Genomic DNA, 21,274 nt, shown 5'->3' with positions numbered 1-21,274 from the left:
ATGCGCAAGGATGAAAGTTGCTGTTTTATGGACAAAATTGCGGTTTTGATTGACTTTTTTGAAAAAATATGGTATGATTCCGTTGAGGTGAGCAGAATGAATTGCTATTTCTGGAAAGGAACACAAAGCACCGACAGAGAATCTGACCGATATATGCAAATCAACAATTTCGGCTTTTATGAGGATATCAGGCAGGCGGTGGATGTAGAACGCCTGCAAGGGAGAGCTGATTATCAGCTTCTTTGCATTACCAAGGGAGAGGGTGTCTTTACCTTTGACGGGAAAGAGACGGTGCTGAAAGAAGCCCAAGCGGTTTTGTACCGACCGGGGGAGGTGCAATGCTACCGTTTAGCGCCGAAAACAGACAATTTCTGGATTCATTTTTCGGGAACTGAAATCGGGGAGCTTCTGAAACGGTTTAAGCTGACCGATACGGTGTACAGAATAGAAAATATGGCGACGGTGCAGGGCATATTTGACAAGATGCTTGATTGTGTTGCGGAGGAAAACGGCACTGCCGAGGATGTGCTTTGCGGACTTTTAATTTCCATGCTCTCAAAGCTTTGTGCAAGGCAGAATGCGACGGATGCAGGCATTTTACGCGTTATCCGTGAAATGAAGTCCGAGAATTTTAAGGGCAAAACGTGCAAAGAATATGCTTTACTTGCAGGACTCAGCGAATACCATTTTATCCGCAAATTCAAGCAGGTAACCCATTTTACACCGCACCAATACAAGGCAAAGCTCCTGGCGGAAAAGGCTACCGATATTTTAAGAGATACGCACATGCGTGTGGCGGATGTGGCAGAGGTGCTTGGATTTGAGGACAGCCTGTATTTTAGCAGATTTTACAAAAAACAGACAGGGAAGGCTCCCAAAAAAATATGAAGGAAAAATAAAAAATCCACCATTGGTGGATTTTTATTTTTATTGTTTTTTGCGGCAACCGTCGATTTGGATGCATTGTCCTGCAATGTAGCTTGCTTCATCGCTTGCTAAAAAGCAGATGAGGTTGGCGTTTTCATTGTCGGAGCCTGTGCGTCCCATAAAGGAAAGGGGGGTGGGCTGTGTATAATCCATATCGGCTACATCGGAGGTACTGATACTGCCCGGGCAAACGGCATTTACCAGAACACCCTGCTCGGTTACCTCCTTGGCAATTGCGCGTGTCATGGAATTTACCGCGCCTTTGGTTGCAGAGTAGTGGGACATACTTGCAATACCGTATACCCCTGCAACAGACGAAACATTGATAATTCTGCCGTAATGTCTTTCCAGCATATCGGGAAGAGCGGCTTTGGTGCAGAACATAGTGCCCATTACATTGATATCAAAATAGGTTTTCCAATCCTCTGTGGTAAGCTCGAGAAAAGGCTTGTGCTGACGGAAAACGGCGGCATTATTTACCAATATATCCACATTGCCGAATTTTTCCTTTGCCTTTGAAAAAGCATCGTTTACTGCCTTTTCGTCGCTGATATCACACACAATGCTTAAAACATTGGGGGTGATTTCGCGAATTTCAGCTTCGGTTGCAGAAAGATTTTCTGCATTTATGTCTAAAATAACAACATTTGCACCTTCCTTGGCAAATTTAGTGGCAGTCGCTCTGCCTACACCTTTTGCAGCACCTGTAACAAGTGCAGTTTTTCCTGTAAATCTCATAATATTTCCTCCTTAAATATCAAATCGGATGTTATCGCGGATTTGCTTTAATGATTTAAGGACAGGCTGTTGCGGTGTATCCAGTTCGCCGTGATATGCAACGCAAAGATACATGCAAACACCAAAGTTTGGTCCGATATAGCGGATAATCTGTCCTTCGCCCGATACGAGTAACAAAAGTTTTTTGTCCGGGTTTTGGGTGATGATATTCTGGATTGCCTGTATGTATTGAGGTATTTCCGATTTGGTGTTGGCGGTGTTTACAATTTTACTGATATCCGCACCGCGTTCATAATGTGCCTTTGCAATCATTTCGCACTCGCCCGTAGAAATGTTTTTCATGGTGTGGCTGGACATTAAAACTTCACCGCCACGCTTATGAATTTCGTCAATCAAAGCTTTCTGCTTTTGGATAGCTTCTTCGTTTCGGGTAAGCTCGTAGTAGGTGTCCCGGGCATACATGTCGCCCATCACATCACAAAGGGTAGCGCCTGCATCTACTGCCAGGAGCAAAAGAGCGGCACACTCGTCGTCGGTATAGCCTTCACTTTCGCTGTGGCGGTAGCTTGTTACATAAATGGGTTTGCCTTCGCAGGCATCAAAAATTTCTTTTAAAATTTCTTTGGTGCGGTATTCTTTTTTGAACTTGCAAAGCTGAATGCCCAATGCTTCAGCACCGTCAGCCAATGAATCTTTTATTTTTTTAATGGCTTTCTCGGGTGTCGTCGCCTGTATCATAGCACAAAGAAGCGGTTTTTCATAATTTAAAAATGTAGCTTTCATATTTTCTTTATCCTCTTTTCATCGCGTTTCTGCCGCCGTCAATCATAATGTTTTCGCCGTTGATAAATTGTCCTTTTTCAGACGCAATAAACAAAACCAAATCAATAATTTCCTGTGGTTCTGCCGCTCTGCCCAAAAGGGTGGGCATACTTGCCATGGCAGCTCTTGTAAGTACGGGACCGGGGGATACGCAAACACAACGGATGTTATGTTTTGCGCCGAATTGGGCGATGGATTTGGTCAGACCAAACATAAGACCTGCTTTGGAGGTGGGGTAGTCCATACCGTAGCCGTCACCTTCCTGACCTGTGATTGAGCCGATGTTAATAATCAGACCGCTTTTTTGCGTGCGCATCTGTTTTAATACCGCATGGGCAAAATAAAAAGGTCCTTTTAAATTTACATCAATGCCCCAGTCGTATACGTCAATGGGCACATCGGGAAATTCAGGATATTGGGTACGGTCTACTTTTTGCATACGCACTGCAGTACCGCCTGCAAAGTTTGCCATTACATCAATAGAGCCAAAAGCCTCTACCGCTTTGTCACGCGCCTGACATACATTCTGATAGTCACGCACATCACAATACAAACCAATAGCTTTGCCTTTGCCCTGCTGATTGATTTTTTCAACTTCCTGTTCTAAAACCTCGGTGTTTACATCGCAAAGCACTACGTTGCCGCCTAAAGAAGCAAAGTTTTGTGCGAAAAGTAAACCCATGCCTGAAGCGGCACCTGTAGATATTGCTGTTTTACCTGTAAAATCCATTTTAAACCCCTCCTTAAATTTTATACTTTCATTATAAAACTGTTTTTTTAGGACAGCAATGCTAAATATGATACAAAATTAACATTTTCGATACTTCTTTGTAAGAAAAATATTGATTTTTTTGCAGGAAATGATATAATGGGCTTGAGGTGAAAGTATGAAACCTATTTTTGTGAGCGATATGCCGGTGGCGATGCTTGTTCCGTCGGCAAAAGGAAGAGTTGACAAAATGGTCAACCGTAAGTGTTACGGCTTAAGCTTTTGTACGGGCGGACAGATTACTTATACGCATAACGGCAAAAATTATGTACAGGAGCAGGGCGTTGCAGTCATTCTGCCAAAAGGGCAGAGCTATAGTTTATACGGCAACAAAACAGGCGTTTTTCAGCTTATTAACTTTTCCTGTACCGAAGAATTTACCGATGAATTTATGGTGATTCCCATTCAGAATGAAGAATGGTTTTTGCGCCAGTTTGATAAAATACGGGCATTGTCATTGGTAGAGGGAAACAGCTTTGAGGTTATGCATATTTTCTATCGGATGCTACACGAGCTGTTCGGACAAAGTGAAAACAGCATACTGACCCCTGCGATACGGTATATTGAACAGAATTTTATGAATCCGGGGCTTTCCAATGGGGAGCTTGCAAGCAAGTGTTATATCAGCGAGGTGTATTTCAGAAAGCTTTTTGTGAAAAAGTTTGGTGTAACTCCAAAGCAGTTTATATTGGATTTGCGTTTAAGTCATGCCAAACAGCTTTTAAGTGAAGGCACACTCAAAAACACAGCCATAGCGCAAAAGTGCGGATTTGCAAGTCCGTATCACTTCTGCCGTGCATTCAAGCAAAAAACGGGAATGACCCCTACCGAATATATGAAACAAAACAGAATACGCAATATTTAAAAATCCCTTTTTTGGGGATTTTTTTATTTTGGGGTTGACAAAATCGGTCTATTGTGATAGACTAAAATCAATCTATAGCTATAGACCAACAAAAAGGGGAGGTAAAAATGGAGCAAACAAAGCTTTGTGTGAGTGATTTTAAATTTATGTCGGTGGTATGGGATAACGAGCCGGTGCAGTCGGGGGATCTGGTGAAAATCTGTCTGGAAACACTGGGCTGGAAAAAGTCTACCACCTACACAATGGTTAAAAAAATGGCAGAAAAGGGATATCTGAAAAACGAAAACAGTGTGGTTTCGTCCTGTATACCGCGGGCAGAGGCAGAGTCCTTTGAAAGCACCTTTGTGGTGGAAAACACCTTTGAGGGGTCTTTGCCTGCGTTTGTTGCCGCTTTTATGCGAGACAGAAGCTTAACCGCTGAAGAGGCAGAGGAAATCCGAAAGCTGATTGACCGCAAAATGGGGGACAAATAAATGGTAAACGGTGTATTTGAAGCATTGTTCCGGATGTCCTTAGTCGGTACTGTGGTAGGGATTTTGATGCTTTTGTTGAAAGCACTTCTGCAAAAGGCAGGCATACCGCGGACTGTTTTAATCTGGCTTTGGCTTGTGGTGGCATTTCGCTTGCTGTGTCCTGTAAGTGCGGACAGTCCTTTGAGCCTGTTTAATGCGGTTGAGAAACAGGCTGCCATTACGCTTGTTATGCAACCGACAGAAAAGAGCATTGCACTTGCAACAGAAACAGAAAACAAAGCGGCAAAAGCGGATGTGTTGACATTGCTTTGGGGAAGCGGTGTACTCCTGATGCTGGGGAAAGGTGTTTGGGACTATTTCAATTTAAAGAGAAAGCTACGGTTTGCTGTGAAAAAAGACGGGTATTATGTATCCGAAATGCCAATATCCTTTGTGATAGGCGTTATAAAACCTAAAATCTACATACCGCATGGCGAGGACGAGGTGTTTATTCCGCATATATTGCGTCATGAGCAGATGCATATTCGGCGCAGAGACTATCTGTTTAAGCTTTTGGCGTATTTTATACTTTCGGTGCATTGGTTCAACCCTGCGGTCTGGATTTTTTACTATCTGTATGAAACGGATATGGAGCAAGTGTGCGATGCCTGTGTAACCGATTCACTTTCGGATGGGGAAACGAAATCCTATTTGCTGGCATTGGTATCGGGAGCGGATAAAAAGCGTTCTGTAAAGGCAACGCCTATATGCTTTGGAAGCTGTTCTGTTAAAAAGAGGGTTCAGGCTTTGCTGAAAAAACAAAGAGCGGGAAAGTTTCTAACGGCATCGGGTGTTGTGTCGGTGCTGTTAATATGTGTTGTGCTGGGTACCAATGCATTGCCCGCCAAAACACAGATACCGGAAATTGAAAAGAATTTACAGCAAGACAAAAAAAGCAAGGTGTCAAATGCCAAAACAGAAGAGTCGGTAGAAAGTCTTGCTTATCCGGAGCCGGCGGAAACAGAATCGGCACAGGTTTCAGAAGAAGAGACGATTGCTTTGCCGACAGAAACGACTCAAGCTGTTAATCCGTTACCGCAAGAAAATGAAATTGTATCTGAGCCGGTTGGACGCACAGCGACACTCAGCTACAAAGACAACTGTGAAAGTGTGATGGAAGAAATTCAGCCAAGTGAAAGCGGAGAAATTGCCATGCAGTTTTCACTGAACGCAGAGCAGTTGGTGCATATTCGTTTTTATGAAAGCGAGACCGGTGCAGAGGTGGAAGGCATGAGCGTTGTGGCAAAGGAAGGAACGGAGTATGTGTTCTCGGGCTTTGAAGCGGATAAGGTATATGATGTAGCGGTAGACGGATATACCGATGCTACCTGGATGGTTGAGGGAACGTATACGGTTTATTAAGGAGGATAAATGATGAAAAAATTATGTTTAGCTTTGGTTTTGGTGATGCTGTTTTTATGTATTGCAGTGCAGGCAGAGCCGACCGAAACAGATTTAACGGATTTGAAAAATTACGGTATTATGTGTGGGGATCCGGATGGGAATTTGCGTCTTTCTGATACCATTACCCGTGCAGAAGCGGCAAAAATGCTTTGTGTTCTGGGGAATCTGGAGCAGGTTGAAACGGATGTGTTCCCGGATGTACAACCCTCGCATTGGGCATACGGGTATATCGGTGCGGCAAGCCGGGCAGGTATTATTGTGGGCGACGAGAACGGTAATTTCAATCCCGAAGCGAATATCACCAACGAAGAGTTGGTGAAAATGTTGGTTTGTCTGTTGGGGTATGAACCGCTGGCAATGGGGCGCGGCGGATATCCTGCAGGCTTTACTGCGGCTGCGGCACAGTTCGGATTAACAAAAGACATGCAGTTTGCAATCCAAACGCCTGCGGTAAGGCAGGATGCGGCAGAGCTTTTTGCCAATGCTTTGGATGTTCCGATTATGGAGGAAAAAACCGAAGCAGACGGCTCTCAGCTTTATGTGATACTGGACGGAAACGGTGCAGAGCATAAGACATTGCGCATGCAATTCCAATAAGAAAAAGACCGCGGAAGCGGTCTTTTTTTAAGGTTGATTTTGCCAGTCGGCGGGATAGGTGATGTAGAGAAATTTTGCGTGGTCGGGGACGGAGAATTGGATGGTCGAGCCTTTTGGAATATAGAGTGCTTCCCCTTGCTTTGCAGTTTTGGTGCATCCGTTTTGGATGATGGAGAGTGTACCTTCTAAAACCACGTCGATTTCGGCATAGTTTAAAGTCCAGTCAAAGGTGGTTTTATGCATTTCCATTACGCCAAAGCCCAAATGCGGACTTTGTTCTAAGGTGAGCAAATCCTTTGTGTACACTTTGTGGGACGGATTTCCCGTATCTAAGCGATGGGCTTCAGTGATGTGTTCTGAAAGGGGAGAAAAGGCGAGAACGCTCTCTTTGCTTTGTTGCTCGTTAAGCACCTGCTTTATAATGGCTTCGATAATACTTTTGTCAATTTCCATATTACGCATTCTCCTTTCGGGTCATGAAATGGGCGAGAAGCACAGCGGTAATCCCTGCCACGAGCTTGCCCACAATCATGGGGGTAATCATGGTAGAATCAAACCCTGCGGTAAAGCCTAAATGGTCCCCGAACACAAAGGCGGCAGAGGTGGCAAAGGCGAAATTTAAAACCTTACCGCGGTTGTCCATGTCTTTAACCATGTTAAACATCGGAATGCTGTTGGCAAGACTTGCAACCATGCCTGCAGCCGCCACATCATTCATTTTTAAAAGTTTTCCCAAGCCGAGAAGCGGTTTGCGGAAAATTTTTGTAATGGCGTAAACCAAGGGAAAGGCACCTGCTAAAACAATGGCAATGTCTGCCACAATTTCAAAGCCCTCGGACAGCGGATTTAAGCCTTTAATCAGGACAATACCCGTAAGGGATTCGATGATGCCTGCCGCAAGACCAATGGTGATGACGATGACCACAAACCTGCCGAAAACCGAGAAACCTTTAATCATAAATCGTTCCAGTTTCCAGAGTCCTAAGGCAATCAGAAGGGCAAACAGTACAATTGGAATGAGGTTCCTGATTATCATCATAACAGGGAACCCTGCAACAAGTCCGCCGACAAACGAACCGACGGGGATGGTGATAACCCCTGCAAGCACCCCTTTTGCTAAGAATTTACGGTCTTTGCTTTCCACAAGCCCTAAAGCAATCGGAATGGTAAACACAATGGTAGGTCCAAGCATTGCCCCTACAATTAGACCGCCAAACTGTGCTGCCTCGGGGGTGCGGGCAAGCTCAACGGCTAAAGGCGCACCGCCCATGTCGTTGGCAAGCACAGAGCCTGCAAACATGGCAGGGTCTGCACCGAAAATATCAAAGACAGGTACAATAACCGGCTCTAACACCTTTGCAATGACCGGGGCGAGGGTGATAATCCCCACCATGGAAAGAGCAAGGGCGCCGATGGCGGTAATGCCCTCTTCAAACTGCGCGCCAAGACCCAGTTTGTTTCCGAAAATGCGGTCTATCGCACCGATTGCCATAAACAAAGCCATGATATAAATAATGATTTCGTTGATACTCAAAGGAAAACCTCCCTTATGTTTTATCTACAATACCGCAAACGGCGATATCGGTGGGAAACGGGCTTAAATCCGAGGCAGGTCTGCCAAAGGTTAAAAGCACCGTGTCTCCTATGCCTGCACCGATGGTGTCGGTAGCGATGACGGTTGTGCCGTCACTTAATTCCACCTCTAAAAATTTAGCACCGTTTAGCTGTTCGTGTTTCTTAGTTGCCCAAATACTTCCGCATACTTTTCCCGTTCGCATACATTAAATTCCTCAAATTCTATGGATTCTTCCCGGGCGGCATGGGTGATGCACGTGCCCTTGGGGACAAACATTTTTTTAAAGGGGTACAGCCTTGCTTTTTCAGCGGTAATCAGCTTTGTGGTGCAGTCGGGGATGGGAATTGCGCCCGAAAGTGCCACTTGCTCTAAGGCATATACCGGCTTGCCTTTTATAAGCCATGTGGCAACCAGCTCTTCCTGCGGCGAAAAGGGCACTTGCAATTCAATCCGCCGTTTTTCAAAGGGTGAAAGGTGCGTGATTAAAATATACATATAATCCATTCCCTCCCGAAAGGGTAAAAACAGCGTGTACGGGTTAAAAGTACGCGTCTGCGCCCCGACAACTAAGGTTTTGGGAAGAGATAAAATGTCCAGGATTTTCTGAATCATAGTTTTTTTACAATAACCGCACAGCTTTCCGGATGCAAACCGCAGGCATTGGCTTCGTCAAAATCCAGATGTACCCGGTCAGCAAAATCGTTGCTTATACGCACCACCGTATCGTCAAAAAGCAAGGGACGCGAGCCGAACACTTTCAGGCGTACCGCTTCGTTGTCCGAAACATGTAGACGGTTTGCGGTTTCGGGCGTTAAGTGAATGTGCCGTTTTGCCACAATGACCCCCTCGGGAATGGTTAGTTCTTTGCCGTTTACACAAAGGGTAAGCCCGGGAGAATCGGCAATATCACCGCTTAAACGCACGGGTGGATTCAGGCCTAAAAGCTTTGCATCGGTCATGGAAATTTCCACCTGCGTGCGGTTGCGGAAAGGCATCAGGATGGCGACATTTTTCAGTTCACCTTTTGGGGTTTTTAAAGTGACCCGTTCGGTGCAGGCAAACTGTCCCGGCTGTGACAGCTCCTTGATATAGGAAAACCGATAATCCTTACCAAACAGATACTCGGCATCTGTTTTGGAAAGATGTATATGCCGTCCCGATGCCTCGGTTTTGAGCAGAAACTGCGCCTTAATAACCGAAACAAGTGTGTTGATGTTAGGTTCCATTTGGTTCACTCCTTATAGTGGCCTGCCTTTACCCGAATCATTAAAATAAAAAATACCGAAGAAAGACGGTTATAGGCGGTAATCAAATCCTCCCGTTCACCGTTTGGAAAGGCAGAAAGTGCCTTTAATTCGGTTTGCCGTACCCTGGTGCGCAGGATGTTTAAAAGGGCAACTGTTTCCCCTTGACTGCGGTCGGGAATAAAATGCTTTTGCCCGTAATGCTTGCTCGGATGGTGCGAATGCTCCCGTATTTCGGCAGGCGAAAGATTCAGTAAAGTCCAGTTTCTAAGCGGTTCATCCTTCACCTCGTGACGGATGAGTAACTGCAAAAAGCGCATCACTTCGTCCAAATCCTCTGCTAAACGCGTAAAACCTGTTTTTTGCAGAATGAGTTGCGTATAGATGATTTGTGCCTGCAATGCATCGTTTTCACCGCGCAGAGCGATGCGCGGATGGGTTTTTGGAACCAGCGTTTCAGCGTTTAAATGGGTTGTGGATTCGTCCTTTTGGTTTAAAAGTACGTTTGTGCCGTTTTGTTCAAGAAATTCTTTGGCAGAGGGAGTCAGGATGCAGTTGGACGGAACGGTAAAGTTTTTTTCGAGGTTGCCCTGTTCTTTTAGCCATTGCTCTGTAATTACGCGCATATCAGTTACCGTGGGGCAGGATGGCGTCTACCTCTGTGTGCGGACGTGGGATGACGTGCACCGAAATCAGCTCGCCAACCCGTTCAGCCGCCGCGGCACCTGCATCGGTTGCGGCTTTTACTGCGCCTACATCACCGCGCACCATAACGGTAACCAGCCCCGAGCCGATTTGCTCTTTGCCCACTAAAAGTACATTTGCTGCCTTGACCATAGCATCTGCCGCCTCAATTGCGCCAATTAAGCCTTTTGTTTCAATCATACCCAATGAATTTGTGTTTGCCATAACAGTTTCTCCTTTATTGCATGAGTTTTTCCATTACCTGACGGATAACGGTTTCGATCATTTGATTTTCGGAAAGGGAAGAGGGGTTTTCTGCTTCCCGCACGCCGTATGCCACGCGACGGATGTTTATAATGTCCAAAGGCCCGATGTTGTTGGAAGAAGAGCTTCCGCCCACCGCACCGCATCCTAAGGTAAGAGACGGAAACAGATTGGTGGTTTTGCCGATACCGCCCAAAGCGGCAGGGGTGTTGACCAGAATACGGGAAACGGGGACAGACAGGGCAAATTGCCGAATCAGTTCTTTGTTTTCTGCGTGAATGGCAAAGGTGTGTCCTGCACCCTCAAATTTTAAGATTTCGATAACCTTTTTTTGAATGTCCTCTACAGAGTTTTCCACATAAAAGCCTAAGACAGGTGCAAGCTTTTCCTGGGAAAAGGGTACACCAAAGCCTACTTTGGTTTCCCGCGCCAGAAGCACAGCGGTGTTTTCAGGCACACTTAGCCCCGAAAGTCGTGCAATCTCCAATGCTGTTTTACCCACAATTGCAGGATTCATACTTCCGTTGGGGCGTAAAATAAATCCACTTAGCTTTTCTTTTTCGGATTCGTTTAAAATATAACCGCCTTGTGCTGAAATTTCCGCTTCTACTTGCGATTGAATGCTTTTTTCAATGATGATAGACTGCTCGGACGCACAAATGGTGCCGTTGTCAAAGGTTTTGGAGGTAAAAATCCGCTTTATTGCTGTTTTAATATCGGCGCTTTTGTCGATAAAGGCAGGTCCGTTGCCTGCACCCACGCCGATGGCAGGTTTACCCGAGGAGTAGGCAGACCGCACCATGCCCGGTCCGCCGGTGGCTAAAATCAGCGCGGTGGTTTTGTGGGTCATCAGCTCGTTTGTGCCTGCCGGAGTGGGGATGGAAAGGCAGGAGACCGCACCCTTTGGACAGCCTGCATCTTCTGCCGCCTGCGATAGGATTTTTACCGTTTCCAAAATGCAGTTTTTAGCACCCGGATGGGGTGAAAAAACAATGCAGTTTCCGCTCTTTAACGCAATCAGTGTTTTGAAAATGACGGTGGAGGTGGGGTTTGTCGACGGTACAATACCGCAAATTACCCCTACACTGACACCAATATCCAAAACCTTGTTTTGGGTGTCATCCCGCAAAATGCCGACGGCAGGGGTGTCTTTGATGGCATTATAAATATCCTGCGCCGCAAATTGGTTTTTAAGTTCCTTGTCCTTTGCGTTGCCAAAGCCCGTTTCCTCTACTGCCATTTTGGCAAGGTGGGCTTTGTATTGCATGCCTGCCTCGGAAACGGCTTTTATAATGGTGTTTAACTGCTCCTGCGAAAAAGAGGACAGCGTATCGTGCGCACATTTGGCATTTTTTAAAAGCTCGCGTGCCTCCTGCACCGACATTAAATCCTTATCCTTTACGTTGATCACCTTGCTCCTCCTTTCCCTTTACAGCAGGCTTTGCAGGTTGCTTTACAGCCTCGTGAGACGGAACAATGTTCTTTTCGGTCAGCTGGCTGTCTGCTCTGGGGATTACATGGGTATACAGTACTTTTCCCACCTTTTGTGCCGAAAGCGCACCTGCGGAAACGGCAGACTGCACCGCACCCACATCGCCTGAAAGCTGGACGGTGAGCATACCGCTTCCGATTTTGCTGATGCCGAGTATTTTAACGCTTGCGGATTTTGCGGCGGCATCTGCCGCATCGATTGCGCAAGGGTATCCGATGACTTCAATTAAGCCTAATGCATTCATAGTTTACATCTCCTTTGGGGTAATCGCGATTTGCGTAACGGCATCCGCAAAGGCGGTTGCCGCTGCTTTGCATGCCGATTGGGTGCCGGTTAAAAGGCCTCCGCCGAAGTTGGTCTCAGAGGGCGGTCCGTAAAAGGCAACCAGTTTGACATCTGCCGCTTTCAGGGCGGCATCTAAACCGTAGATTGCTTCTAACGGCGGTGCAATGAGGTAGGCAAGCGGCTCGCCCTCTTTTATGCCTGCTACTTTAGACAGATAGCTTCCCGTACGGGATATGGTGTGGGCAAAGTAGGGAATGGAATCTTCTTCATTTGCGCTTACAAAATAAACGTCCTGCTTTAAGTGGGTAAGGGCGGCGTCCATACCGCTTTTTACCGCATCGGGCGTTTTACCGCTTAAAATCCCGATAACCTCGCCCTGAAGCTTTGTAGAGGCGTTTGCCGAGCCTGCGTACATGGATTTTGCATACACCACCTGCACCTCTGCCGCTTTTGTGGCGGCATCCAGAGCCACATAGGTGGGGTCATCCATGTCGCAGGTTAAAATACCGATGCTTCGGTGGTCTGCAGGGATATTTAAATTCTGCAACAAATCGGGATTCACATTGGAAATGATTTTAACCGACAGAACGGTGGGGTATAATTTATCGTTTTTCATGGCTTACCTCACTTTAAATCAATGCCTGAAGCTTTTTTCTCCAGCATTTTTAAAATCAGTTCACCAATATGCGCGCCTGCTTCTACGGGTGGTGTACCGCCTTTGTGGATGTTGGAAATCACGGTGCGCTTGGATTCTGAAAGCCCGTGACAGGGCTTGTAGGCAACATAGGCGGACATGGATTCGGCAGTAACCAGACCGGGACGTTCTCCCACAAGCAGACAAATTACTTCACAGCCCGTAACCTCACCGATGGCATCCATTGCACCTACCCGACAGTATTTTACAAACAAAATGTCGCCGATGGTCATACCGTGGGCGCTTAAAACCTGACGGATGGCAGGAACGGTTTCTTTGGCGTTGGCTTCAATCGCGGCAGAGGACAAACCGTCACCGATGACAATGGCAACCTTTGTGCCGTTTGGAATGGTTTTTCGGATAATGTCTAACTGATTGCCCGAAAACCGTCTGCCCTTGTCGGGACGGGTGATATATTCGTCTTTGCTTTCACAAAGGGTTTGTACTGCCACATAGTTTTGCGCCTTTACAAAATCCTCTGATACATCCGAAAACACCGAATCCTGCGCTGCCGCATGGTCTGCACGCACCCGAAGCATGGTTTCGGTCTTATACCGCGCGCCAGCTTTGCCGATGCCGATACGGGCAGGGGTTTTGGACTTAAATTCCATAAATGCCTCTTTGTCTTTTGGGTTGTCTACTAAATATTGCGTTTTTAAATCTATCTTTGAAATGTCGGGAAGTATTCCGTCCTCCACCACCGAGGGGTTGGTGGTCGGGTCGGTGGTGTGCACCACACTTTTTTCTACCGTTAAGCTGTCATGGTGGTTGGGATTGGTCATTTTGCGTACCATTTCTTCTACCAATGCTTTAAGCTCTGTTTCCTGCATAAGTTCACCTCTTTCTTACAATAAGGCAGAAGCGTCACCTGCTTTTGCGGTGAGCTTGCCGTTGGGGGTTATAAATTCGTGTTTAAGCAACCAGTTATGAAACGGTTCGATTGCCTTTAAACCGAAAATTTCGCGCAATGCCGCGGTTTCGTGGAAGCCTGTGGTCTGGTAATTGAGCATTACGTCATCCCCGTGGGGAATGCCCATGAAATAGTTACAGCCTGCAGCGGTTAAAAGAACGGACAAGTCCTCTATTGTATTCTGGTCTGCCTTCATGTGGTTGGTATAGCAGGCATCGCAGCCCATGGAGATGCCGGTGAGCTTGCCCATAAAATGGTCCTCAAGACCTGCACGGTTGACCTGTCTGCCGTCATAAAGGTACTCAGGTCCGATAAAGCCCACCACTGTGTTGACCAAAAAAGGCGAAAAATGCTTGGCAAAGCCATAGCAACGCGCCTCCATGGTCACCTGGTCGGCATCGTGGTGTGCTTCGGAGGAAAGCTCCGAGCCCTGACCTGTTTCAAAATACATGACATTCGGTCCTTCAGCTGTGCCGTGGGAAAGCGCTAATTGACGCGCCTCTTCTATGGTTTTGGCGTTAAAGCCGAATGCGGAGTTTCCTTTTTCACTACCTGCAATGGACTGGAAAATCAGGTCGGTGGGTGCGCCCTGCCGAATGGCTTCCATTTGGGTGGTTACATGGGCGAGCACACAAATCTGGGTGGGAATGGCAAGGCGGTTTTTAATGTCGTCAAACCGCTTTAACACCTCGGACACGCTTTGTACAGAATCGTCCACGGGATTTAAACCAATCAGCGCATCCCCTGCACCGTAGCTTAACCCCTCTAAAACCGATGCCATAATACCGTCGGGGTTATCGGTGGGGTGGTTGGGTTGAAGTCGGCAGGAGAGGGTGCCACGCTTTCCGATGGTGGTGTTGCAATGGGCGGTGATGCGGATTTTGGAGGCGGCATACACCAAATCTAAATTGCTCATCAGCTTGGTTACCGCTGCCACCATTTCAGAGGTTAAGCCCCGGGACACCTTTTTGATGTCTGCTTCGGTGGTGCTTTCACTTAAAATCCACTCCCGAAGCTCGGCGACCGTCCAGTTTTGAATGGCGTTGTAAATGGGGATGTTTAAATCATCCTGAATGATACGGGTGACCTCATCCAATTCATAGGGGACGACGGGGTTGTTCCGCAGATCCCTTAAGGTTAAGTTGCTTAAAACAATTTTTGCTGCAACCCGCTCTTCAGCGCTTTTGGCGGCAAGACCCGCTAAAATATCCCCTGATTTTTCTTCGTTGGCTTTGGCTAACACTTCCTTAACATCTTTAAAGGCGTAGGTTTCGCCAAACAGTACGGTTTTTAAAAGCATTTGGTTCTCTCCTTTTATTGAAAAAGTAATGTTTTGATGACCACCGGCAGCACAGAGCCTCCGGGGGCGGGTTTACCGATATCTACATAGTCACTTTCCGAGACTTTTAAGCTGTCCATGCTGAGAATTGTTTTATCGGGCATTCGGCTTTTTAACATGTAGCCTAAGGTTTTGCCGATGTCTTTTTCAAAATTCAAAACAACAGGGTTTAGGGCAGGGTGCAGGATTTTCTGCAGATGGTCTGCCAGGCTACTCAGTCCTGCAAAGCTTAAATCCTCCACATCCCGAACCGAAAAAAGAGTCATTGTGTCCTCTGTTCTTTCGGGCAGGGTTTTAGAAGAAAGGATGGTGACGGGCAGGTTTTTAAGAGGGAGTACTTTTGGGTCAAAAAAGACGGTACTTCCGCTTAAGGAAACGGCATGACTGCCTGCACCCACTACCGTTGCCCGAATGGTTTCTGTACCTTTTTGCAAGGTATATCGGGGAAAAAGGGCAGAATTTTTGATTTTTTCTGCCAAAAATACGCCAATATCTCCAAAGGCAAAGGGATTTTCAAGGTGGTTGTAAATGCCCTCTGCCACACCGCCCGAAAAAGAAATATGCGTAAGTTTATCCGGAGCGGTTAACCCTTTGTGGGTGACAAGCAGGTCATGATATTTACTTTGCTTTATGCCAAAGGCATTTTCCAGGGCGGAAACAATCAGGTCGAGCAGTTTGGAAAGGTCTGTCATGTTTAAGGGAACTCCTTCTTTTAAAGAAAGGTTTTCCTGACGTATGATTTCCTTGAGCTTGGGTGCAATGTAGGTAACCGTGCGGTTTTGGTCGTAGCGGATGAGCCTTCCGCCAATGTCATAGCAGGCAGTGTTCTGCAAAACGCCGTTTTTATATACCGCGATGTTTGTGGTACCGCCACCGATGTCTGCGTTAGCGATAAAAAGACGGTGTTCCTTGGACAAAGCATCAATGCCTGCGCCTTTGGCAGAGAGAATGCTTTCTAAATCCGCGCCTGCGGTTGCTACCACAAAGTCGCCTGAAAATTCAGAAAGTATATTTAAAACGGCGGAGGCATTTTCTTTGCGTGCCGTTTCACCGGTGATAATCACTGCACCTGTGTCGGTATCTGCAGGTAAAAAGCCTGCTTTTTGGTACTCGGCTTTTAAGATGTTAAGCACTTTTTCAGTATCTATGGTTGTGGGGGATAAAAGGGGCGTAAAATGGATATCGCTTTTATAAAGGATTTCCTTTTGCACAATCTCCATGCGCGGTACATTTGCGCCGCTTGCCTTGTTTTTAAGGTGCAGACGCGAAAAAATAATCTGGGTGGTGCTGGTGCCTAAATCCACTCCCACACTAAGCAAGCTTTCTTCCATGCTACACCTCCTCTAAGTAAGAAAATAAGGGGATTAAGCCGATTTCTTCTATGCTGTCCAGCTTAAAAATTTTTGTAATACCACCGTTTTTCAAGGCAGTTTCCGCTTTTTGAATCTGCAGTTTAGTTGCCACGCCAATCTTTGTGACAATGCCGATTACGGGACGGGAAAAGGTCATGGCAAAGGCAGGCGGAATGTAGTTTTCGGGGGCTAAGGGGTCTGCAACCACCGCAATCACCTTTGCATCTGCCGCAGACACAATGAGTGCCGAATAATAGTGGCGGTTTTCCAGATATTCTCCGGGGGTGTCAATGGCGTTTGCGTATTGCTCGATTGCCTGGGTTTTGCGATATTGTACTGCGAGTTTATGCAGCTTTTGGCAAAGGGTTGTCTTTCCGCTTTGGCTTTTGCCCATAAAAATAATTTTCTTCATGTGCGGGTAATACGGGCAGGGGTGAATGCCATCTGATTTTCCATGACAGACATAATATCGTTAAGTGCCGATTCCACCGAACTGACATCTCCCGTTAAAACCAGTGCACCGTTAAAGCGGTCAATAAAGCCGATGTGTACGTCTGATGCTTTGGTGGCAACATCTGCAGCGATGATTGCGCCCTCAGATGGGGTGATGGTTAAAACACCGATGGCATTAAAGCTGTCTGCATCCAAGCCCAGCTTTTGAAAAATTTCGTCTGTGGGGCTTGCAATCAGGTGGGCAAGAGTGATTTGCTTGCCGGGTACAAATTCCTGAATGATTCTTTGCTTGTCTTCCATTTACATCACTTCCATGTAAAGATTTAAGATGTCCCGTTCGGTTACGGGGTGCGGATTGGATTGAGTACAGGCATCCTGCAAAACTGCCGATGCAATGGTGTTTTGCTCTTTTTCAAAGGCGGTTTTGTCTATGTCAAGATGCTGAGGAATGCCGATTTTTAAAAACAGTCGGCGGATGTCTGCAATCAGCTTTCGGACCAGGATTGCCTGACCGCCCTCGTTGCCCAAAAGGCGGGAAAGGGTTGCATACCTTGCCTCGGTTTTTGCGTCCCGGGTGTTAAAGGCAATGGTGGGCAGGATTAAAAGGGCATTGGCTCTGCCGTGAGGAATTTTAAAACGGGCGCCTAAGGCGTGGGCAAGCCCGTGACAAAGCCCGAGGCCTGCGCTGTTAAAGGCAATGCCTGCCATGGTGGAGGCATAGTGCATGGCTTCTTTCGCTTCTTGGTCACCGTTAAACGCCTTAAAAAGGGACTGCATAATCATTAAAACAGCCTTTTCTGCCAACGCGTCCGAAAAGGGATTGTGATTTAAAGAAACATAGCTTTCCAAAGCGTGACAAAGGGCATCTGCACCCGTGTCTGCGGTGATGGCAGGGGGGAGAGAGCGAATAAAATCAAAATCCAAAATGGCGGTATGGGGAAGCATGCGGTCGGAAATTAAAGGGTATTTGGTGCGTGTGTTTGTGTCGGTAACCACCGAAAAGGCGGTCACTTCAGAGCCTGTACCGCTGGTGGTGGGAATGACTGCAAGCTTTGCATCCGATTCGGAAAAAAACAAAATGGCTTTGGCGGTGTCAATGGCAGAACCGCCGCCGATTGCGAGCAAGCTTTTACAATTTGCGTTCTGAAATGCGTGTACACCCTTTGCCACCGATTCCAAAGTAGGGTCGGGGGTAAAATCGGTAAACAGCGTGTAGCTTTTAAAGTTTTGCAGTAATGCATTTAACATGGGTGTGTCTTTAAAAAAAGCATCTGCCACCACGAAAGGATTTTCGTAGCTTTGAAGCGCGGTTTCTGATTTGTTGCCGAAGTGAATGGAGGTAGGAACAGAAAAATGCATGATTTGATCAATCTCCTTTAGCTGTTAAAGTCTTCGATAAATGCGTTTAGTGCTTCTTTGCCGTCTAAATAGACACCGTTTTTCAGCCATGCTGTTTCTTCCTCGGAAAGGGAAAGGGAACGGGCGTCAATTTCTTCTTTTAAGGTGCCGTCCCGATAGGTGATGCGAATGGTGTCCTCCGATAAAACGGCAAAATAGTGCAGATTGCAGTAGCTTTTAACCGTTCGGTTTAATATGATTTTATCTGTTCCCTGACTTACGCGCCAGTCGGGAAAGTGATTTTTAACCTCTGTAAGGTCGGTAACTGCCTGCTTGTTCGGGTAAGTATGGGTGTCGGTATGTCCGCAAAGGGAATAAAGGGTGTTAAATTCAAAGGTGTAGGGCTTTCGTTCTGCCAAAAGCTTTGCACTTTGATTCTTAAATTGTACAACTGTCCTTGCTAAAAATATGCCACAAACCAGCAGACAGAGCAGGAGAAAAGACAGGTACAGAATGCGTGGATTTTTGGATTTCATTGTTTTCACCTGCGAGTAGTTTAGCCCACTTTTAGAAAAATATGCATAAAAAAAGCCTGCTGAAACATTTTGTTTCAGCAGACTGAATGGTTTATGAATTAGCCGTTGTAGCCAAGCTCAAAGGCTTTTTTATTTAAATCTAAGAACTTAGGCGGAACGGTTTGTTCCAAAGCTTCAATGAAAACGTCCTTTTCAATGGGCGAGGAGGCTGCGAGCGAGCCGATGAGTGCCACGTTTACAGCCTTTGCGTTGCCCGCTTCCAATGCTTTAGCGAGTGCATCTACGCAAATAATCTTAATGTTCTTTTCCTGAATTTTTTCTAAAATATCCTTCGGATATTCCATTGCGCCCGTAATAACCGGCATGGGGTCGATGGTCTGGCGGTTTACAATAAGCACGCCGTCCTTTTTAAGATAGGGCAGATAACGGAAGCCTTCCAACATTTCGAATGCCAAGATAATATCTGCAGTGCCCTGTGCCACGATGGGCGAGTGTACCTTTTCACCGTATTTTACATAGGTAATAACACTGCCGCCACGCTGTGCCATACCATGCACCTCGGACACCTTTACGTCATACCCCTTAATGGTTGCGGCAGCACCTAAGATACGGCTTGCAAGCAAGGTGCCCTGACCGCCTACACCAACAATAATAATATTTTTTGTCATTTTAAACGCCTCCTTATCCAATCGCACCGGGCTTACATACTCTGGTGCAAAGTCCGCAGCCGTTGCAAAGGGTGCTGTCGATGCTGGGCTTGCCGTCCTTTAATACGATAGCCGGGCAACCAATCTTCATACACATCTTGCAGTTTACGCATTTTGCGGGATCAATTGCAATGGGACCGGGGAATTTAACTTCTTTAAGCAATGCACAGGGACGTCTGGAAATAATAACAGACGGTTCATCTGCCGCAATTTCTTCTTTAACAGCCTTTTCAAAGCCGACTAAGTCAAAGGGATCTTCCACACGAACGCGGTTGATGCCGAGGGCTTCACAAAGCTTTTCCAAGTTAATCATGTTGGTAGGCTCGCCCTTTAAGGTGTAGCCGGTGGTGGGGTTCTGCTGGTGACCGGTCATACCTGTGATGGAGTTATCTAAGATAATCACAGTACCTGCACCCTTGTTGTAAATCATGTTAATCAATCCGGTGATACCGCTGTGAATAAAGGTAGAGTCACCGATGATGCCGACCGTCTTGTTTTTAAAGGATTCGTCAGCCAAGCCAAAGCCGTGTACCATGCTGACACTTGCACCCATACAAATACAGGTGTCCATGCTCTGCATGGGCGGAAGCGCACCTAAGGTGTAGCAACCAATGTCACCGGTAACGGTAACGCCTAGCTTTTTAAGCACATAATGCGCACCTCTGTGGGGGCAACCCGGGCACATGATGGGCGGACGGTTGGGAAGCTGTTCGTCCTGGGTGTAAACGGTGTCGTCTATGCCAAGGATTGCTTTTTTAATCAGCTCGGTGCTGTATTCGCCTTCCACACTCAAAATGTCCTTACCAATCACTTCAATGCCGTTTTCTTTGCAGAATTCTTCGGTAACGGGTTCTAATTCTTCTATTACATATACCTTTTTAACCGATGCGGCAAAGGCTTTGATTTGCTCTGCGCAAAGGGGATAGGTTAAGCCAAGCTTTAAGAAGGAAGCGGAGGGGATTGCTTCTTTTGCATATTCATACGCAATACCCGAAGCGATGATACCCATTTCCGGATCGCCCTCTTCCACACGGTTAAAGGATGCAGTTTTTGCATATTCTGCCATATCCTTCAAGCGCTTTTCCACATATGTATGACGTACCTTTGCCATACCGGGCATCATAACATACTTCATGGGGTCTTTGTTATAGGGCTTGTTTGAAAGCTCTTCTCTGTCACACAGCTCAACCAGGCTCTGGGAGTGCGCCACACGGGTGGAAAGACGGAGAATAATGGGGGTGTCAAATTTCTCGGAAAGCTCAAAGGCAAGTTTTGTGAATTCTTTACATTCGGTGCTGTCAGAGGGTTCTAAAACCGGAATCTTTGCACCGATGGCAAGCCGGCGTGTGTCCTGCTCGTTCTGGCTGGAATGCAGTCCCGGGTCATCCGCCACAAAGAACACCAAGCCTGCGTTTGTGCCGGTGTAGGATGCGGTAAATGCAGGGTCTGCCGCAACGTTAAAGCCAACATGCTTCATGCAGGCAGCAGAGCGCGCACCTGCGATAGCCGAACCGATTGCAACTTCTGCCGCAACCTTTTCATTGGGCGCCCATTCTGCGTACACTTCATCGTATTTGGCAACAAATTCGGTGATTTCGGTACTGGGGGTGCCGGGATATGAGGAAACAACCTTTACGCCGCTTTCATAAAGCCCGCGTGCGATTGCTTCGTTACCTAACATCATTTTTTTCATGAACGAAAACTCCTGTTCTTTTTAGAATTTAATCTATATTATACTACAAAAAAAGACTAATGTAAAGTTTTTT

Annotated in this window: 27 protein-coding genes; 5 read left to right on the top strand and 22 right to left on the bottom strand. The window is 46.6% G+C overall.

Translation table 11 applies throughout. From position 1 onward, the window contains the following. Window positions 1-27: 27 nt before the first annotated feature. Window positions 28-888 (top strand): helix-turn-helix transcriptional regulator, encoded by an 861-nt coding sequence (locus tag IJE10_09675; protein MBQ2968374.1) that lies wholly within the window; start codon window positions 28-30, stop codon window positions 886-888. A gap of 39 nt (window positions 889-927) precedes the next feature. Here the strand turns inward: IJE10_09675 and IJE10_09670 are convergent, their stop codons facing one another. From IJE10_09670 to IJE10_09660, 3 genes are read right to left on the bottom strand one after another with little or no spacing between them, the layout of a single operon-like run. Then, on the bottom strand, window positions 928-1,665 hold the full coding sequence (locus tag IJE10_09670) for an SDR family oxidoreductase (GenBank protein ID MBQ2968373.1): 738 nt from the start codon (window positions 1,663-1,665) through the stop codon (window positions 928-930). Window positions 1,666-1,677: 12 nt separating this feature from the next. Beyond that, on the bottom strand, window positions 1,678-2,448 hold the full coding sequence (locus IJE10_09665) for a type I 3-dehydroquinate dehydratase (protein ID MBQ2968372.1): 771 nt from the start codon (window positions 2,446-2,448) through the stop codon (window positions 1,678-1,680). Between the two features lie 7 nt (window positions 2,449-2,455). Continuing rightward, entirely contained in the window at window positions 2,456-3,217 is a 762-nt protein-coding gene (locus tag IJE10_09660) for an SDR family oxidoreductase (protein MBQ2968371.1), read from the bottom strand. A gap of 157 nt (window positions 3,218-3,374) precedes the next feature. Between IJE10_09660 and IJE10_09655 the strand changes: the two genes are divergently transcribed. The 4 genes from IJE10_09655 to IJE10_09640 all read left to right on the top strand — a co-directional run bounded on the left by IJE10_09655 (window position 3,375) and on the right by IJE10_09640 (window position 6,634). Continuing rightward, entirely contained in the window at window positions 3,375-4,121 is a 747-nt protein-coding gene (locus IJE10_09655) for a helix-turn-helix transcriptional regulator (GenBank protein MBQ2968370.1), read from the top strand. Window positions 4,122-4,228: 107 nt separating this feature from the next. Continuing rightward, window positions 4,229-4,594 carry a BlaI/MecI/CopY family transcriptional regulator gene (locus IJE10_09650; protein MBQ2968369.1) on the top strand — a complete coding sequence of 122 codons (366 nt, stop codon included), beginning with the start codon at window positions 4,229-4,231 and terminating at the stop codon, window positions 4,592-4,594. Then, entirely contained in the window at window positions 4,595-5,995 is a 1,401-nt protein-coding gene (locus IJE10_09645) for a M56 family metallopeptidase (GenBank protein ID MBQ2968368.1), read from the top strand. Window positions 5,996-6,007: 12 nt separating this feature from the next. Beyond that, complete coding sequence (locus IJE10_09640; protein MBQ2968367.1) at window positions 6,008-6,634, top strand: S-layer homology domain-containing protein; 627 nt, start codon at window positions 6,008-6,010, stop codon at window positions 6,632-6,634. Window positions 6,635-6,661: 27 nt separating this feature from the next. On the opposite strand, the gene IJE10_09635 is transcribed toward IJE10_09640, so the two are convergent. The 19 genes from IJE10_09635 to iorA form a co-directional block, all read right to left on the bottom strand. Further along, window positions 6,662-7,087, bottom strand: a complete 426-nt coding sequence (locus tag IJE10_09635; GenBank protein ID MBQ2968366.1) for an ethanolamine utilization protein EutQ — start codon at window positions 7,085-7,087, stop codon at window positions 6,662-6,664. A 1-nt stretch (window position 7,088) separates the two neighbouring features. Next, window positions 7,089-8,168: an ethanolamine utilization protein EutH gene (eutH, locus tag IJE10_09630; GenBank protein MBQ2968365.1), complete on the bottom strand. Its 1,080-nt coding sequence runs from the start codon at window positions 8,166-8,168 to the stop codon at window positions 7,089-7,091. 13 nt (window positions 8,169-8,181) lie between these two features. Then, window positions 8,182-8,412, bottom strand: a complete 231-nt coding sequence (locus tag IJE10_09625) for a EutN/CcmL family microcompartment protein (protein ID MBQ2968364.1) — start codon at window positions 8,410-8,412, stop codon at window positions 8,182-8,184. Then, entirely contained in the window at window positions 8,355-8,822 is a 468-nt protein-coding gene (locus IJE10_09620; protein ID MBQ2968363.1) for a hypothetical protein, read from the bottom strand. The genes IJE10_09625 and IJE10_09620 overlap by 58 nt, the downstream gene beginning before the upstream one ends. Further along, window positions 8,819-9,436, bottom strand: a complete 618-nt coding sequence (pduL, locus tag IJE10_09615; GenBank protein ID MBQ2968362.1) for a phosphate propanoyltransferase — start codon at window positions 9,434-9,436, stop codon at window positions 8,819-8,821. The genes IJE10_09620 and pduL overlap by 4 nt, the downstream gene beginning before the upstream one ends. A gap of 5 nt (window positions 9,437-9,441) precedes the next feature. Next, window positions 9,442-10,080 (bottom strand): cobalamin adenosyltransferase, encoded by a 639-nt coding sequence (locus tag IJE10_09610; protein ID MBQ2968361.1) that lies wholly within the window; start codon window positions 10,078-10,080, stop codon window positions 9,442-9,444. Window position 10,081: 1 nt separating this feature from the next. Continuing rightward, entirely contained in the window at window positions 10,082-10,363 is a 282-nt protein-coding gene (locus IJE10_09605; GenBank protein MBQ2968360.1) for a BMC domain-containing protein, read from the bottom strand. A gap of 13 nt (window positions 10,364-10,376) precedes the next feature. Next, window positions 10,377-11,810 carry an acetaldehyde dehydrogenase (acetylating) gene (locus tag IJE10_09600; GenBank protein ID MBQ2968359.1) on the bottom strand — a complete coding sequence of 478 codons (1,434 nt, stop codon included), beginning with the start codon at window positions 11,808-11,810 and terminating at the stop codon, window positions 10,377-10,379. Next, window positions 11,794-12,138: a BMC domain-containing protein gene (locus IJE10_09595; protein MBQ2968358.1), complete on the bottom strand. Its 345-nt coding sequence runs from the start codon at window positions 12,136-12,138 to the stop codon at window positions 11,794-11,796. Before IJE10_09595 ends, IJE10_09600 begins: the two co-directional genes overlap by 17 nt. A gap of 3 nt (window positions 12,139-12,141) precedes the next feature. Next, window positions 12,142-12,795, bottom strand: a complete 654-nt coding sequence (eutL, locus tag IJE10_09590) for an ethanolamine utilization microcompartment protein EutL (protein MBQ2968357.1) — start codon at window positions 12,793-12,795, stop codon at window positions 12,142-12,144. 8 nt (window positions 12,796-12,803) lie between these two features. Beyond that, window positions 12,804-13,703 (bottom strand): ethanolamine ammonia-lyase subunit EutC, encoded by a 900-nt coding sequence (gene eutC, locus IJE10_09585; GenBank protein ID MBQ2968356.1) that lies wholly within the window; start codon window positions 13,701-13,703, stop codon window positions 12,804-12,806. Window positions 13,704-13,718: 15 nt separating this feature from the next. Then, window positions 13,719-15,083, bottom strand: coding sequence for an ethanolamine ammonia-lyase subunit EutB (locus tag IJE10_09580; GenBank protein MBQ2968355.1), 1,365 nt, complete (start codon window positions 15,081-15,083; stop codon window positions 13,719-13,721). 14 nt (window positions 15,084-15,097) lie between these two features. Then, on the bottom strand, window positions 15,098-16,453 hold the full coding sequence (locus IJE10_09575) for an ethanolamine ammonia-lyase reactivating factor EutA (GenBank protein ID MBQ2968354.1): 1,356 nt from the start codon (window positions 16,451-16,453) through the stop codon (window positions 15,098-15,100). A gap of 1 nt (window position 16,454) precedes the next feature. Further along, window positions 16,455-16,886 carry a EutP/PduV family microcompartment system protein gene (gene eutP, locus IJE10_09570; GenBank protein ID MBQ2968353.1) on the bottom strand — a complete coding sequence of 144 codons (432 nt, stop codon included), beginning with the start codon at window positions 16,884-16,886 and terminating at the stop codon, window positions 16,455-16,457. Next, window positions 16,883-17,227 (bottom strand): BMC domain-containing protein, encoded by a 345-nt coding sequence (locus IJE10_09565; GenBank protein ID MBQ2968352.1) that lies wholly within the window; start codon window positions 17,225-17,227, stop codon window positions 16,883-16,885. The genes eutP and IJE10_09565 overlap by 4 nt, the downstream gene beginning before the upstream one ends. Further along, a complete protein-coding gene (locus IJE10_09560; protein ID MBQ2968351.1) occupies window positions 17,228-18,286 on the bottom strand; it encodes an iron-containing alcohol dehydrogenase in 1,059 nt (352 codons plus the stop codon). Window positions 18,287-18,303: 17 nt separating this feature from the next. After that, a complete protein-coding gene (locus IJE10_09555; protein MBQ2968350.1) occupies window positions 18,304-18,801 on the bottom strand; it encodes a hypothetical protein in 498 nt (165 codons plus the stop codon). 98 nt (window positions 18,802-18,899) lie between these two features. After that, on the bottom strand, window positions 18,900-19,469 hold the full coding sequence (locus IJE10_09550) for an indolepyruvate oxidoreductase subunit beta (GenBank protein ID MBQ2968349.1): 570 nt from the start codon (window positions 19,467-19,469) through the stop codon (window positions 18,900-18,902). Window positions 19,470-19,482: 13 nt separating this feature from the next. Next, window positions 19,483-21,201: an indolepyruvate ferredoxin oxidoreductase subunit alpha gene (gene iorA, locus IJE10_09545; protein ID MBQ2968348.1), complete on the bottom strand. Its 1,719-nt coding sequence runs from the start codon at window positions 21,199-21,201 to the stop codon at window positions 19,483-19,485. Window positions 21,202-21,274: the final 73 nt, after the last annotated feature.

This window comes from Clostridia bacterium (assembly GCA_017410375.1).
Lineage (GTDB): Bacteria > Bacillota > Clostridia > RGIG6154 > RGIG6154 > RGIG6154.
The sequence above is the reverse complement of the archived record's forward strand: the minus strand, read 5'-3'. Positions and strand labels throughout refer to the sequence as shown.

Excerpts from the sequence above, each read along its gene's own strand:
- IJE10_09675 (MBQ2968374.1), top strand. The coding sequence starts at position 28 with ATGGACAAAATTGCGGTTTTGATTGACTTTTTTGAAAAAATATGGTAT.
- IJE10_09670 (MBQ2968373.1), bottom strand. The coding sequence starts at position 1,665 with ATGAGATTTACAGGAAAAACTGCACTTGTTACAGGTGCTGCAAAAGGT.
- IJE10_09665 (MBQ2968372.1), bottom strand. The coding sequence starts at position 2,448 with ATGAAAGCTACATTTTTAAATTATGAAAAACCGCTTCTTTGTGCTATG.
- IJE10_09660 (MBQ2968371.1), bottom strand. The coding sequence starts at position 3,217 with ATGGATTTTACAGGTAAAACAGCAATATCTACAGGTGCCGCTTCAGGC.
- IJE10_09655 (MBQ2968370.1), top strand. The coding sequence starts at position 3,375 with ATGAAACCTATTTTTGTGAGCGATATGCCGGTGGCGATGCTTGTTCCG.
- IJE10_09650 (MBQ2968369.1), top strand. The coding sequence starts at position 4,229 with ATGGAGCAAACAAAGCTTTGTGTGAGTGATTTTAAATTTATGTCGGTG.
- IJE10_09645 (MBQ2968368.1), top strand. The coding sequence starts at position 4,595 with ATGGTAAACGGTGTATTTGAAGCATTGTTCCGGATGTCCTTAGTCGGT.
- IJE10_09640 (MBQ2968367.1), top strand. The coding sequence starts at position 6,008 with ATGAAAAAATTATGTTTAGCTTTGGTTTTGGTGATGCTGTTTTTATGT.
- IJE10_09635 (MBQ2968366.1), bottom strand. The coding sequence starts at position 7,087 with ATGGAAATTGACAAAAGTATTATCGAAGCCATTATAAAGCAGGTGCTT.
- IJE10_09625 (MBQ2968364.1), bottom strand. The coding sequence starts at position 8,412 with ATGCGAACGGGAAAAGTATGCGGAAGTATTTGGGCAACTAAGAAACAC.
- IJE10_09620 (MBQ2968363.1), bottom strand. The coding sequence starts at position 8,822 with ATGATTCAGAAAATCCTGGACATTTTATCTCTTCCCAAAACCTTAGTT.
- pduL (MBQ2968362.1), bottom strand. The coding sequence starts at position 9,436 with ATGGAACCTAACATCAACACACTTGTTTCGGTTATTAAGGCGCAGTTT.
- IJE10_09610 (MBQ2968361.1), bottom strand. The coding sequence starts at position 10,080 with ATGCGCGTAATTACAGAGCAATGGCTAAAAGAACAGGGCAACCTCGAA.
- IJE10_09605 (MBQ2968360.1), bottom strand. The coding sequence starts at position 10,363 with ATGGCAAACACAAATTCATTGGGTATGATTGAAACAAAAGGCTTAATT.
- IJE10_09595 (MBQ2968358.1), bottom strand. The coding sequence starts at position 12,138 with ATGAATGCATTAGGCTTAATTGAAGTCATCGGATACCCTTGCGCAATC.
- eutL (MBQ2968357.1), bottom strand. The coding sequence starts at position 12,795 with ATGAAAAACGATAAATTATACCCCACCGTTCTGTCGGTTAAAATCATT.
- eutC (MBQ2968356.1), bottom strand. The coding sequence starts at position 13,703 with ATGCAGGAAACAGAGCTTAAAGCATTGGTAGAAGAAATGGTACGCAAA.
- IJE10_09580 (MBQ2968355.1), bottom strand. The coding sequence starts at position 15,083 with ATGCTTTTAAAAACCGTACTGTTTGGCGAAACCTACGCCTTTAAAGAT.
- IJE10_09575 (MBQ2968354.1), bottom strand. The coding sequence starts at position 16,453 with ATGGAAGAAAGCTTGCTTAGTGTGGGAGTGGATTTAGGCACCAGCACC.
- eutP (MBQ2968353.1), bottom strand. The coding sequence starts at position 16,886 with ATGAAGAAAATTATTTTTATGGGCAAAAGCCAAAGCGGAAAGACAACC.
- IJE10_09565 (MBQ2968352.1), bottom strand. The coding sequence starts at position 17,227 with ATGGAAGACAAGCAAAGAATCATTCAGGAATTTGTACCCGGCAAGCAA.
- IJE10_09560 (MBQ2968351.1), bottom strand. The coding sequence starts at position 18,286 with ATGCATTTTTCTGTTCCTACCTCCATTCACTTCGGCAACAAATCAGAA.
- IJE10_09555 (MBQ2968350.1), bottom strand. The coding sequence starts at position 18,801 with ATGAAATCCAAAAATCCACGCATTCTGTACCTGTCTTTTCTCCTGCTC.
- IJE10_09550 (MBQ2968349.1), bottom strand. The coding sequence starts at position 19,469 with ATGACAAAAAATATTATTATTGTTGGTGTAGGCGGTCAGGGCACCTTG.
- iorA (MBQ2968348.1), bottom strand. The coding sequence starts at position 21,201 with ATGAAAAAAATGATGTTAGGTAACGAAGCAATCGCACGCGGGCTTTAT.